Source organism: Cellulomonas sp. zg-ZUI22, assembly GCF_017353535.1.
Lineage (GTDB): Bacteria > Actinomycetota > Actinomycetes > Actinomycetales > Cellulomonadaceae > Cellulomonas > Cellulomonas wangleii.
The window spans coordinates 86,716-99,276 of sequence record NZ_JAFMUZ010000002.1 but is presented as its reverse complement, the minus strand read 5'-3'; the positions used below and the strand labels follow the sequence as shown (position 1 = coordinate 99,276).

Annotated in this window: 8 protein-coding genes; 4 read left to right on the top strand and 4 right to left on the bottom strand. The window is 74.9% G+C overall.

The window, feature by feature from the left end; all coding sequences use genetic code 11:
• Window positions 1–57: 57 nt before the first annotated feature.
• The 4 genes from obgE to J1G43_RS08175 form a co-directional block, all read right to left on the bottom strand.
• Entirely contained in the window at window positions 58–1,578 is a 1,521-nt protein-coding gene (obgE, locus tag J1G43_RS08190) for a GTPase ObgE (protein WP_207370605.1), read from the bottom strand.
• Between the two features lie 107 nt (window positions 1,579–1,685).
• Window positions 1,686–1,943, bottom strand: a complete 258-nt coding sequence (gene rpmA / locus J1G43_RS08185) for a 50S ribosomal protein L27 (RefSeq protein WP_207341011.1) — start codon at window positions 1,941–1,943, stop codon at window positions 1,686–1,688.
• A 58-nt stretch (window positions 1,944–2,001) separates the two neighbouring features.
• The gene (gene rplU, locus J1G43_RS08180) at window positions 2,002–2,310 is read right to left on the bottom strand and encodes a 50S ribosomal protein L21 (protein WP_201775302.1); all 309 of its coding nucleotides are present in this window, start codon (window positions 2,308–2,310) and stop codon (window positions 2,002–2,004) included.
• 311 nt (window positions 2,311–2,621) lie between these two features.
• Window positions 2,622–5,969, bottom strand: a complete 3,348-nt coding sequence (locus J1G43_RS08175; protein WP_207370606.1) for an Rne/Rng family ribonuclease — start codon at window positions 5,967–5,969, stop codon at window positions 2,622–2,624.
• A 470-nt stretch (window positions 5,970–6,439) separates the two neighbouring features.
• Between J1G43_RS08175 and J1G43_RS08170 the strand changes: the two genes are divergently transcribed.
• The 4 genes from J1G43_RS08170 to cydC are packed head-to-tail and all read left to right on the top strand — an operon-like array spanning window position 6,440 to window position 12,560.
• Window positions 6,440–7,963, top strand: coding sequence for a cytochrome ubiquinol oxidase subunit I (locus J1G43_RS08170; RefSeq protein ID WP_207341009.1), 1,524 nt, complete (start codon window positions 6,440–6,442; stop codon window positions 7,961–7,963).
• Window positions 7,964–7,973: 10 nt separating this feature from the next.
• Window positions 7,974–9,023: a cytochrome d ubiquinol oxidase subunit II gene (gene cydB, locus J1G43_RS08165; RefSeq protein ID WP_207341008.1), complete on the top strand. Its 1,050-nt coding sequence runs from the start codon at window positions 7,974–7,976 to the stop codon at window positions 9,021–9,023.
• A 19-nt stretch (window positions 9,024–9,042) separates the two neighbouring features.
• The gene (gene cydD, locus J1G43_RS08160; protein WP_207370608.1) at window positions 9,043–10,710 is read left to right on the top strand and encodes a thiol reductant ABC exporter subunit CydD; all 1,668 of its coding nucleotides are present in this window, start codon (window positions 9,043–9,045) and stop codon (window positions 10,708–10,710) included.
• Window positions 10,707–12,560, top strand: a complete 1,854-nt coding sequence (cydC, locus tag J1G43_RS08155; RefSeq protein WP_207370609.1) for a thiol reductant ABC exporter subunit CydC — start codon at window positions 10,707–10,709, stop codon at window positions 12,558–12,560. Before cydD ends, cydC begins: the two co-directional genes overlap by 4 nt.
• Window position 12,561: the final 1 nt, after the last annotated feature.

Genomic DNA, 12,561 nt, shown 5'->3' with positions numbered 1-12,561 from the left:
GTCCCGCGCACCGCCCGACCCGCGGACGCGGCGGTCCCGGAGCGGGCGGCGCACCGGTCAGGCGTCGTCCGGATCCGTCCAGACACCCTGCTCGCGCTCCGTCCACAGCTCGGAGCGGGCGGCCGCCTTGGCGTCCATGCGCTCGGTGTACTCGCGACGCTTCTGACCGCGGGTCGGGCGGGCGCGGTCCTCCAGGCGCACGTCCGTGCCGCGCGGGCCACCGAGCAGCTCGGACCCCGTGAGCAGCGTCGGCTCCCAGTCGAAGACCACCGCGTTCTCGTCCGGCCCGATGCGGACCTCGTCACCCGCCACGGCCCCGGCCTTGTACAGCGCGTCCTCGACCCCGGCGCGCGCGAGGCGGTCGGCCAGGTAGCCCACGGCCTCGTCGTTGGAGAAGTCCGTCTGCCGCACCCACCGCTCGGGCTTCTCGCCGCGGACGGCGAACCAGACCTGACCCCCGCCCTCGCGCCGCTTCACCGTGAAGCCGGTGTCGTCCACCGCGCGGGGACGCAGCACGACGCGCGTCGCCTCGGGCGCCGACGCGGCGCGGCGCGCTGCCGCGACCCGCTCGGCGAGCGCGAACGTCAAGGGCCGCAGCCCTTCGTGGCTCGCGGTCGAGATCTCGAAGACGGGCAGGCCACGTGCCTCGAGCTCGGGGCGCACGAGGTCCGCGAGCTCGCGTGCCTCGGGGACGTCGATCTTGTTGAGCACGACGATGCGCGGCCGCTCGGTGAGCGGCACGCCCCCGGCGGCCACCGCGAGGTCCTCCGCGTACGCGGCGAGCTCATGCTCGAGCACGTCGAGGTCCGTGACGGGGTCACGGTCCGGCTCGAGCGTCGCGCAGTCCAGCACGTGCACCACGACGGCGCAGCGCTCGATGTGCCGCAGGAACTCCAGCCCGAGGCCCTTGCCCTGCGAGGCACCGGGGATCAGCCCGGGCACGTCCGCCACGGTGTAGCGCGCGTCACCGGCCTGCACGACGCCGAGGTTCGGCACGAGCGTGGTGAACGGGTAGTCGGCGATCTTGGGCCGGGCGGCGGAGATCGCCGCGACCAGGCTCGACTTGCCCGCCGACGGGAATCCGACCAGCGCCACGTCGGCGATGGTCTTGAGCTCGAGGACGACCTCCGCCTCCTCGCCCGGCTCCCCCAGCAGCGCGAAGCCCGGGGCCTTGCGACGCGGCGAGGACAGCGCGGCGTTGCCGAGCCCGCCCCGCCCGCCCGCGGCGACCACGTAGCGCGCGCCGGCGCCGACGAGGTCCGCGAGCACCGTGCCGTCGGGCGACTTCACGACCGTCCCGTCGGGAACGCCGAGGACGAGGTCGTCGGCGGTCGCGCCGCTGCGGTGGTCGCCCATGCCCTGGCCGCCCGACGCGGCGCGCCGGTGGGGCAGGTGGTGGAACGGCAGCAGCGTGGTGACCTGAGGGTCGACCTCGACGATCACCGACCCGCCGTTGCCGCCGTTGCCGCCGTCGGGGCCGGCGAGCGGCTTGAACTTCTCGCGGTGGATGGACGCACAACCGTGCCCACCGTCACCGCCGGTCGCGTGCAGCACGACACGGTCGACGAACGTCGCCACGGCTGGACCTCCTTGCTCTGCGGGTACTGCTCTCGATCGTCACACGCCGAAGGGGCGCACCGTACCGGTGCGCCCCTTCGACCGTGAAGCTGGGGTGTGTCGCGACCTCAGGCGTCGGCGACCACGATGTCGATGACCTTGCGGCCACGACGCGTGCCGAACAGCACCGAGCCGGCGGCCAGTGCGAACAGCGTGTCGTCACCACCGCGGCCGACGTTGTCGCCCGGGTGGAAGTGGGTGCCGCGCTGGCGGACGAGGATCTCGCCGGCCTTGACGACCTGACCGCCGAAGCGCTTGACGCCGAGGCGCTGGGCGTTCGAGTCGCGACCGTTGCGCGAGGAGCTCGCGCCCTTCTTGTGTGCCATGACTGACCTGCTCTCCGGATGCTGCGAAAAGGGGGACGGCCGCGTGAGCGGCGCGGGCTCACTTGATGCCGGTGACCTTCAGCCGGGTCAGCTTCTGGCGGTGACCCTGGCGCTTGCGGTAGCCGGTCTTGTTCTTGTACTTGAGGATGTCGATCTTGGGACCCTTCTCGTCCCGCACGACCTCCGCCGTCACCGTCACCTTGGCCAGCGCCGCGGCGTCGGTGGTGACCTTCTCGCCGTCCACGAGCAGGAGCGCCGGCAGCTGGACCGACGACCCCGCCTCGGCGGCGAGGCGGTCGACGACGACGACGTCGCCGACGGCGACCTTCTCCTGGCGGCCGCCAGCCTTCACGATCGCGTACACCACGTTGCTGCTCATCTCTGCTCGTCGGACCTGCTCATCGGTGCTACGTCTGTCCTGCTCGTCGGTGCCGCGCGACCCGCCGGACCCCGCGCGCCGCCCAGCCACGAGGGCGGGGGTTCGCGTCGGCGGTGTCGTCCGCGGCGCCTGACCGGGGCCGTGCGACGCACCCGGGTCCGAGGGTGTCCTCGGGGGCACATCCACCTCCCGGTACGTGCGTGACGCACCGACGTTCTAGGGTACGGACCCGTTCCCGCCCGGTCAAACGGGCCCCGCCGTGACGCCCGCCCTGGTGGCGGGCGTCACGTGCGGGGACGTCAGTCGTCGGCCGGCTGCGGGGCCGCCGTGCGCTCCACGGCACCGTCCGCGGGCGCGTCCTGCGCGTCCGGGCCGGTCTCGTCCGCCTCGTCGTCGACCGCGAAGACCTCGGGGGCGACGGCGTGCAGCTCGAGCTGGGCGTCCGTGCTCGCGACCCTGGTCGCGCGCCGACGGCGGGGCTCCCGCACGACGGCGCCGAGCTCGGCGATGACGTCGAGCGTCGCGGCGCCGTGGCCGGCGTCCTCCGCCGCTGCGGGCGCCTGCTCGGCGTCCACCGGCGTGACGGCGCGGGACGACGCGTCGGGCGCCACGTCGACGTCCGCATCCTCCGGCCGGTCGGCGTCGTGCTCGTGCGCGTGGGCCGCCGCGGCGGCGATCGTCGCGAGCGTGGCCTTGACCGCCTCGCGCGCCTCCGGGAGCACCGGCACCGCAGCGGCGGGCGCGGCGCCCGCGTCGGCCGCCGCACGCTTGCGCCGCGACCGCTTCGACTCGCCCTGCTCGGCCGCCGGCTGCTGCGCCGGGGTCTCCGGTCGCCCGTTCCGGCCCACCGGGTCGGTGTGGACGATGAACCCGCGCCCGTGGCAGTGCTCGCAGGTCTCGCTGAACGCCTCGACCAGGCCCTGCCCGACGCGCTTGCGCGTCATCTGCACGAGCCCGAGCGACGTGACCTCGGCGACCTGGTGCTTGGTGCGGTCGCGCCCGAGGCACTCGACGAGCCGACGCAGCACCAGGTCACGGTTGGACTCGAGCACCATGTCGATGAAGTCGATGACGATGATGCCGCCGATGTCGCGCAGGCGGAGCTGGCGCACGATCTCCTCGGCCGCCTCGAGGTTGTTGCGGGTGACCGTCTCCTCGAGCGTCCCGCCCGCACCGGTGAACTTGCCGGTGTTGACGTCGACGACCGTCATGGCCTCGGTGCGGTCGATGACCAGCGACCCGCCGGACGGCAGCCAGACCTTGCGGTCCATGCCCTTGGCGAGCTGCTCGTCGACACGGTGCACCGTGAACACGTCCTGCGTGCCGGTCCACTTCTCGACGCGCGCCGCCAGGTCGGGTGCGAGGTCGCCCACGTAGGTCGAGATCGTCGACCAGGCGTCGTCGCCCTGCACCACCAGGGAGGAGAAGTCGTCGTTGAAGATGTCGCGGACGACGCGGATCGCCATGTCCGGCTCGCCCTGCAGCAGGGCGGGGGCGTTCGCGGTCTTCCGCTTCTTCTCGATCGCCTCCCACTGGCCCTGCAGGCGGGCCACGTCGGCGCGCAGCTCGTCCTCGCTGGCCCCCTCGGCCGCGGTGCGCACGATGACGCCGGCCGAGTCGGGCACGAGGTCGCGCAGGATCTTCTTCAGGCGCGAGCGCTCGGTGTCGGGCAGCTTGCGGCTGATGCCGGTCATGCCGCCGCCGGGCACGTACACGAGGTAGCGGCCGGCGAGCGTGATCTGGCTCGTCAGGCGCGCGCCCTTGTGGCCGATCGGGTCCTTGGTGACCTGCACCAGGACCGCGTCGCCGGACTTCAGCGCCTGCTCGATGCGGCGCGGCTGGCCCTCGAGCCCGGCCGCGTCCCAGTTGACCTCGCCGGCGTAGAGCACGGCGTTGCGGCCCTTGCCCACGTCGACGAAGGCGGCCTCCATGCTGGGCAGCACGTTCTGCACGCGACCCAGGTAGACGTTGCCCACCATCGAGGCCTGCGCCTGGTTCGAGACGTAGTGCTCGACGAGCACGCCGTCCTCGAGGACGGCGATCTGCGTGCGGCCGTCGACCTCGCGCACCACCATGGAGCGCTCGACGGACTCGCGGCGCGCCAGGAACTCCGCCTCGGTGATGATCTGGCGGCGCCGACCGGCGTCGCGACCCTCACGGCGACGCTGCCGCTTCGCCTCGAGCCGGGTCGAGCCGCGCAGCGCGGTGACCTCGTCGCCCGACGTCCGGCGGCGCGGCTCCTCCGCCGCGTCGCCCCGGGCACCGCGGCGACGGCGACGGCGACGACGGCTCGACCCCGAGCCCTCGTCGTCACCGGCGTCGTCCGCCGTGTCGGTGCCGGACCCGGCGTCCGCGTCGTCGTCACCGGCGGCCTCGTCGGACGCGTCGTCGTCGCCACCGGCGTCCGCACGCCCGCGCCGGCCGCGGCCCCCGCGGCGACGGCGGCGGCGGCCCGACGCACCGTCCTCGTCCTGCTCGTCGTCGCCGTCCGCACCCTCGGGGGTAGCGGGCTCGACGTCGTCCGACGCGTCCTCGGTGGCGACGGACGCGTCCGTCACCTCGTCGTCGGTCGGCTCGGACGTCGTGTCGTCGGCCGAGCCCGTCTCCTCGACGTCCGACGCGCCACGGCGGCCACGACCCCGGCGGCGGCGCGGCCGGCCCGAGCCCTCCTCCGGGGCGGGCTGGGCGGCGTCGGGCGTGGTGACCTCGGCGGCAGGGGCGTCCTGCTCCTCGGCCTCGGCGCGCGCGGTGCCGGAGATCTCCTCGGGCGACCCCGTGGAGGCCTGCGCCCGGCGGCGCCGCGGGCGGACCGCGGGGTCCGGCGCCTGGAACAGCAGCGCGGTCGTGGCGAGGCGGGCGCGGGCCGGGGGCTCGTCGGCGGTGCGGACGGGCCCCAGCTCGGCGAGCACGTCGAGCGGGGCGGCGCTGCGCGCCACGTCGCCCGGCGCCACGTCGCCCGGCACGGCGTCCGGCGCAGATCCGGGGTCGGTGTCGTCCGACCCGACGGCAGCGTCGGCTGTTGTGGCCTCGGCGGCGTCGACGTCCTGCGCGGCACGGCCGGCGCGGCCGCCGCGGCGGCCCGAGCGGCGTCGGCGCGGTGCGCGCTCCTCGGCCTCCTCGGCCACGGACTCGGCCACACCACTGGCCTCGGGCTCGTCGGCGTCCTGCGCCTCGGGCGCGCTCACCTCGGCGGTGTCGGCAGCCGTGTCGGCAGCGGCGTCGGCGTCCTCGTCCACGACGTCCTCGGCGACGGGCGCCGCGGCCTCGGGCACGTCGACCGCCGGCGCAGGCTCCGCCGCAGGCTGCGGCGCGGCCGCCGCGGCGGGGGCGTCGTCGAGCACGACGGTGCGCGTCACGCGGCGCGACCGGCGCGCACGCGTCGGAGCGGCGGCCGGCGGTGCGGCGGGCGGCTCGACGGCCGCGGGCTCCCCTGCCACGGGCTCCGGGGCCACGGGCTCCTCGGCCACGGGCTCCGGGGCCGGCTCGACCGCGGGCTCGGCGGCCGCCTCGGACGCCGGGGCGTGGGGCGTCGCGTCGGGGGTGACGACGTCACGGACCACACGGCGACGTCGCTTGCGGGGCGCCGCGTCGGCGACCTCGCTGACGTCGGCGTCGGACGAGTTCTCGGGGGTGTTCACGGGAGGCAAGCGGGTGCTCCTGGGTACCGGGGAGCCCGCCCACACGACGTGCACCCCCAGGCGGTCGGTCGTCGCTCACGGCGGTGCTACCCGGCGCGGCGACGGAAGTCGTCGGTCGCAGCCGCCGCACCCTCCGGCGCCATCGCCTGCCAGGCCGTCTCGGGGCTCCAGGCTGGAGCCCGCCGAGGGCGGGGCGGCGGCTGGCCTGCACGGTCACTGGTGCGGCGAGCTCGTCGGTCCCGGCGGTGTGGACGTCGGGACCGTGTCGAGTATCGCACAGGACCCCGCCACAACCCCCCTGATGACCAGGGTGAGTTGACGACGTGTCGTCAGCACCCGGGACCTTCGTCCCTGCCGCCCCGGGACGCCCGGCCTACCGTTCCAAGGAGACGCGCCGTGCAGGCGCGTCCTGCGACCACGCCCCCACCCGGTCCGGCCGCACACACGCCCTGCCCCTCGCACACGCATGGAGGACCCGCGTGGACGCCCTCGACCTGGCCCGCTGGCAGTTCGGCATCACGACCGTCTACCACTTCATCTTCGTGCCGCTGACGATCGGCCTGTCGCCGCTCGTCGCGATCATGCAGACCGCGTGGGTGCGCACGGGCAACGAGCGGTGGCTGCGGCTGACGAAGTTCTTCGGCAAGCTCCTGCTCATCAACTTCGCGATCGGTGTCGCCACCGGCATCGTCCAGGAGTTCCAGTTCGGCATGAACTGGTCGGAGTACTCGCGGTTCGTCGGCGACGTGTTCGGGGCTCCGCTGGCGATGGAGGCGCTCGCCGCGTTCTTCGTCGAGTCGACGTTCCTCGGCCTGTGGATCTTCGGCTGGGACAAGCTGCCCAAGAAGATCCACCTCGCCTGCATCTGGGCCGTGGCCATCGCGACGAACCTGTCCGCGTACTTCATCCTCGCGGCCAACTCCTGGATGCAGCACCCGGTCGGTACCACGTTCAACCTGGAGACCGGTCGCGCCGAGATGACCGACATCGTCGCGGTCCTCACGAACCCCACCCTGCTCGCGGCGTTCCCGCACACCATCGCGGCCGCGTTCCTCACCGCGGGCACCTTCGTCGCCGGCATCGCCGCCTGGTGGATGGTGCGGCTCGTGCGCTCGGGGCAGGTCGACAAGGCACGCGACGTGTACCGCCCCGCGGTGGTCCTCGGGCTGGTCACGATGCTCGTCTCGGGCGCCGGCGTGGCGCTGTCGGGTGACTGGCAGGCCAAGCTGATGTTCCAGCAGCAGCCGGCCAAGATGGCGGCCGCCGAGGGCCTGTGCACCTCGCAGGAGGGCGCACCCTTCTCGATCCTCGCGATCGGTGACCTCACGAACGACTGCGCCAACGTGAAGCACCTCATCGAGATCCCCGGCCTGACGTCCTTCCTGGCGACCAACGACTTCACCGCACCCATCCGCGGCGTGGACGAGCTCCAGGAGGAGTACGCGCAGTGGATCGCCGAGTGGGACGAGGCCAACGGCGTCTCGTCCGGCGTCGACGAGGACACGCGGTTCTACCCGAACCTGGCCGTCACCTACTGGTCCTTCCGCCTCATGATCGGGCTGGGCGTCGGGTCCGCCGCGCTGTCGCTGGCCGCGCTGTGGCTGCTGCGCCGCAAGGGGTCGGTCACCGGCAACGTGTGGTTCGGCCGGCTCGGCCTCGCGGCGATCGCGACCCCGTTCCTCGCCTCGGCGTTCGGCTGGATCTTCACCGAGATGGGACGCCAGCCCTGGGTGGTGGCGCCCAACCCCGACGCGTCCGGCGTCGACGGCGTGTGGCTGCTCACCGCCCGCGGCGTCAGCGAGGTCGTCAGTCCCGGCATGGTCCTGTTCTCGATGATCGGGTTCACGCTGCTGTACGGCGTGCTCATGGTCGTGTGGTTCCGGCTCATGAAGCGGTACGCCGTCCAGGGCGTCGCCGACACCGAGCACGACCCCAGTCCCGAGGCCAACCCGCCCGCCGACGACGCCGACGGGACCACCCGTCCGCTGTCCTTCGCCTACTGAGGAGCCCGTCATGGACCTCCCCGTCGTCTGGTTCCTCCTCATCGCGGTCCTGTGGACCGGCTACCTCGTCCTCGAGGGCTTCGACTTCGGTGTCGGCATGCTGCTCGCGATCCTGCCGCGGGGCGACAAGCTGCGCCGCGAGAAGGAGCGCCGGCTGATGATCAACACCATCGGCCCCGTGTGGGACGGGAACGAGGTGTGGCTGCTCACCGCCGGCGGAGCGACGTTCGCCGCGTTCCCCGAGTGGTACGCCACCCTGTTCTCCGGGTTCTACCTGCCGCTGTTCCTCATCCTCATCGCGCTGATCGTGCGCGTCGTCGCGTTCGAGTGGCGCGGCAAGATCGACTCCCCGCAGTGGCGCACCTGGGCGGACCGGGCGCTGATCTTCGGCTCGTTCGTCCCCGCCCTTCTCTGGGGTGTCGCGTTCGCCAACCTCGTGCGCGGCGTCGAGCTGGACGCGAACCACCAGTACGTCGGCGGGTTCTTCGCGCTGCTCTCGCCGTTCGCCCTGCTCGGCGGCGTGGTGACGCTCAGCATCTTCCTCACGCACGGCGCGATCTTCCTCGCGATGAAGACCGACGGCGAGATGCGCGAGCGGGCGGGCACGTTCGCGGCCCGCAGCTCGGTCGTCACGCTGCTCGCGGCGGGCGTGTGGGCCGTGTGGGCGCAGGTCGCCTACAGCGGCGAGGCCTGGACGTGGGCGGCCGTGCTGGTCGCCGCCGTCGCGCTCGTCCTCGTCGTGGTCGCGACGCGGCAGCGCCGCGAGGCCCTGGCGTTCGGCGCCTCCGTCGTGACGATCGTCGCCGCCGTGGTGCTGATCTTCGGCTCGATGTTCCCCGACGTGATGCCCGCGTTCGACCCGGCGAACTCGCTGACGGTCGAGAACGCGTCGTCCACCGACTACACCCTGACGGTCATGACCTGGGTGGCGGTGATCCTCACGCCGATCGTGCTGCTGTACCAGGGTTGGACCTACTGGGTCTTCCGCAAGCGGCTGACCATCGAGCACATCCCCGAGGCGACCGGGCTCACGTTCGAGCGCGTGGTCTCGCGGTCCTGAGCATGATCTGCTGGACGGTGTGAAGCCCCTCGACCCCCGCCTGCTGCGGTACGCACGGGCAGCCCGGGGCTACCTCGCCCTCACGGTCGCGCTCGGAGTGCTGACGGGCGGGCTCGTCGTCGCCCAGGCCCTGCTGCTGGCGCACGCCCTGGGATCCGCCGTCGCGGACGGGGCGACGCTCGCGCAGGTCGCCCCGCTCGCCGGGTGGCTGGTGCTCGTCGTCGTCGCACGGGCGCTCGTGGCCGGGACGCAGGAGCGTTACGCGCACCGGGCCGCGACGCGCGCCGTCGCCGAGCTGCGCGAGCGTGTCGTCGCGCACGCCGCCGCGGTCGGGCCACGGCGCGCGGCACCGACCGACGGCGCGAGCCTCGTGACCCTGGCCACCCGCGGCCTCGACGCGCTCGAGCCGTACTTCGTGCGCTACCTGCCGCAGCTCGTGCTGGCCGCCACGCTCACGCCGGCGACGCTGCTCGTCGTCCTCGGGCTGGACTGGGTGTCGGCAGCGATCCTCGCGGGCACCGTGCCGCTCGTGCCGCTGTTCATGTGGCTCGTGGGCGTCATGACGCAGGGACGCTCCGAGCGTGGCCTGGCGGTCATGCAGCGGCTGGGCGCGCAGGTGCTCGACCTCCTGGCCGGCCTGACGACGCTGCGGGCCTTCGGGCGCGAGCGCGGACCGGCCGCCCGCGTCCGTGACCTGGGGGACGCGCACCGCCGGGCCACCATGGGCACCCTGCGGATCGCCTTCCTCTCGGGCATGGTCCTCGAGCTGCTCACCACGCTCTCCGTCGCGCTCGTGGCGGTCGGCATCGGCCTGCGGCTCGTGTACGGCCACCTCGACCTCGTGACGGGCCTCGCGGTGCTGGTGCTGGCACCGGAGGTGTTCAACCCGCTGCGCCAGGTCGGCCTGCACTTCCACGCGTCCACCGACGGCGTCGCCGCCGCGGACCGCGCCTTCGCGGTGCTCGAGGTCCCCGTGCCGGCCGCCGGGACCCGGCCAGCTCCCGACCTGACGGCCGGCGTCGTGCGGGCCCGCGGGGTCGCCGTGCGCGCCCGGGGCGGCTGGGCGCCGGCCCCCGTGGACGTCGCACTGCGCCCCGGGCGGGTGGTCGCGCTCGTCGGGCCGTCGGGCGTCGGCAAGTCCACGACCGTCGAGGTGCTGCTCGGCCTGCTGCCCCCCGACGAGGGGCGCGTCGAGCTCGTGGCGGCGGACGGCACGGTGACCGCGCTGAGCGACGTGGACCTGCACGGCTACTGGCGTCAGGTCACCTGGCTCCCGCAGCGCCCGGTGCTCGAGCCGGGGACGGTCGAGGAGGTGCTCGGGTCCCCCGCACCGGGCGACCGGGACCGGGCGGCCGCGCTCACCGGCCTGGACGCCGTCGTGGCGTCCCTGCCCGCGGGCTGGGACACCGTCCTGGGCACCGGCGGGGCGGGACTGAGCGTCGGGCAGCGCCAACGGCTCGCCCTGACCCGGGCGCTGCTGCGTCCCAGCCCGGTGGTCGTGCTCGACGAGCCCACGGCCCACCTGGACGCCGCCGGCGAGCAGGTGGTCCTGGCGACGCTCGACGCGCTGCGGGCCGCGGGCTGCGCCGTGCTGCTCGTCGCCCACCGCGCGTCCCTCGCGAGCCGCGCGGACGACCTGGTGCACGTCGTCTCCTCGGCCACGGTCACCGAGCAGGTGACGCGATGAGCACCGCTCCCCCGACCACCGCTCCCCCGGCCGTCGACGGGCCGACCCCGCCGCCGCGGGGCACGCTGCGACGCGCGGTCCGCCTGCTCGACGTGAACCCGCGGCGCGTCGCGCTGGCCGTCCTGCTCGGCACCCTCGCGCTCGGGTGCGCGGTCGCGCTCGCCGCCGTCTCGGCGTGGCTCATCGCCCGCGCGTCCCAGATGCCGCCCGTGCTGGAGCTCTCGGTCGCCACCGTGGCGGTCCGCGCCTTCGGCATCGGGCGCGGCCTCATGCGGTACCTGGAGCGCCTCGTGTCGCACGACGTCGCGCTGCGCGGCATGGCGAACCTGCGCACCACCCTCTACGAGCGGCTCGCCGCGGGCTCGCCCCGCGCCCTGCTGGGAGTGCGCCGCGGGGACCTGCTCGCGCGGGTCGGTGCCGACGTCGACGCCGTGGGCGACGTCGTGGTCCGCGGGCTGCTCCCGGCGGGCGTCGCGGTGACCCTCGGCGTGGGCACGTCGGTCGCGATGGCCCTGTTCTGGCCACCGGCGGGGCTCGCGCTGGCGCTGAGCCTGCTGGCGGCGGGCGTGCTCGCCCCCTGGCTCGCGGCCCGGGGCGCCCGGACGACCGAGGAGCGCGGCGTCCTGGCCCGCGCGCGCATGAGCGCCACGTCGCTGGGCGTGCTCGACGACGCCGGTCCGCTGGCCGTCTCGGGGCGCCTGGGCGGCGAGCTCGACGCGCTGCGGGCCGCGGACGCGGACCTGGCGCGTGCCACGGACGCGGGGGCGCGCCCGGCGGCGGTGGCGGCGGCGATCGGCCAGCTCGCCGTCGGCGCGGCCGTCCTGGCGGCGCTCGTCACCGGCGTGCCGGCGGTCCGGGCGGGGCTGCTCGCCCCGGTCGAGCTGGCGGTGATCGTGCTGACGCCCCTGGCCGCGTTCGAGGCGACCTCGCTGCTGCCGGCGGCGGCCGTGCAGGTGCAGCGCTCGCGCGCCGCCGCGGCGCGCGTGCTGGCGCTGCTCGACGACGCCGACGACGCGCGCGGGACCGCGGAGCCGTCTGCCCCGACCGCCGTGGCGCCGCGGCCGTCCGCACCGGCGCCCGCACCGTCGGGCACCGCGGGTGCCCCGAGGCTCGTCGCGCGCGGTCTGGCCTGCGGCTGGCCCGGGCGTCCCGCGGTCCTCACCGGGGTCGACCTGACGCTGTCGCCGGGCCGCCGGCTGGCCGTCGCCGGACCCAGCGGCGAGGGCAAGACCACCCTGCTGCTCACGCTCGCGGGACTGCTGCCGCCCGTGGAGGGCGAGGTCACCCTCGACGGGTCGCCGCTGGCGGTCGCCGGCCGTGAGCGGGTCGTGCGCGACGTCGTCATGACGAGCGAGGACGCGCACGTCTTCGGCACCTCCGTCCTGGAGAACCTGCGCGTCGCGCGCGGCGACGTGTCGCCCGACGAGGCCACCGACGCCCTGCGCCGCGCGGGTCTGGGCCCGTGGCTGGCCGGCCTGCCCGACGGGCTCGACACGATCGTGGGCTCCGACGCCCGCACGGTGTCCGGCGGCGAGCGCCGGCGTCTGCTGCTGGCCCGCGCGCTGCTGAGCGACGCCCTGCTCCTGCTCGTCGACGAGCCCGCCGAGCACCTCGACGCCCCCACCGCGGACGCCCTCCTGGACGAGCTGTGGCACGCGCCACCGACGCGCGACGGCCGGGCCCGGGGCGTCCTCGTCGTCAGCCACCGGCTCGCACCGCTGACCGCCGCCGACGAGGTGCTGTGGCTCGCGGGCGGGCGGGTCGCGGCGCGCGGCACGCACGCGGAGCTGGTCACGCGCGTGCCGGGCTACCGTGAGGCCGTGCAGGCCGAGCAGCAGGAGACGTCGTGAA

Bases quoted from the DNA above. Each gene is read 5' to 3' on its own strand.
- rpmA (WP_207341011.1), bottom strand. From the start codon at position 1,943: ATGGCACACAAGAAGGGCGCGAGCTCCTCGCGCAACGGTCGCGACTCG.
- cydB (WP_207341008.1), top strand. From the start codon at position 7,974: ATGGACCTCCCCGTCGTCTGGTTCCTCCTCATCGCGGTCCTGTGGACC.
- cydC (WP_207370609.1), top strand. From the start codon at position 10,707: ATGAGCACCGCTCCCCCGACCACCGCTCCCCCGGCCGTCGACGGGCCG.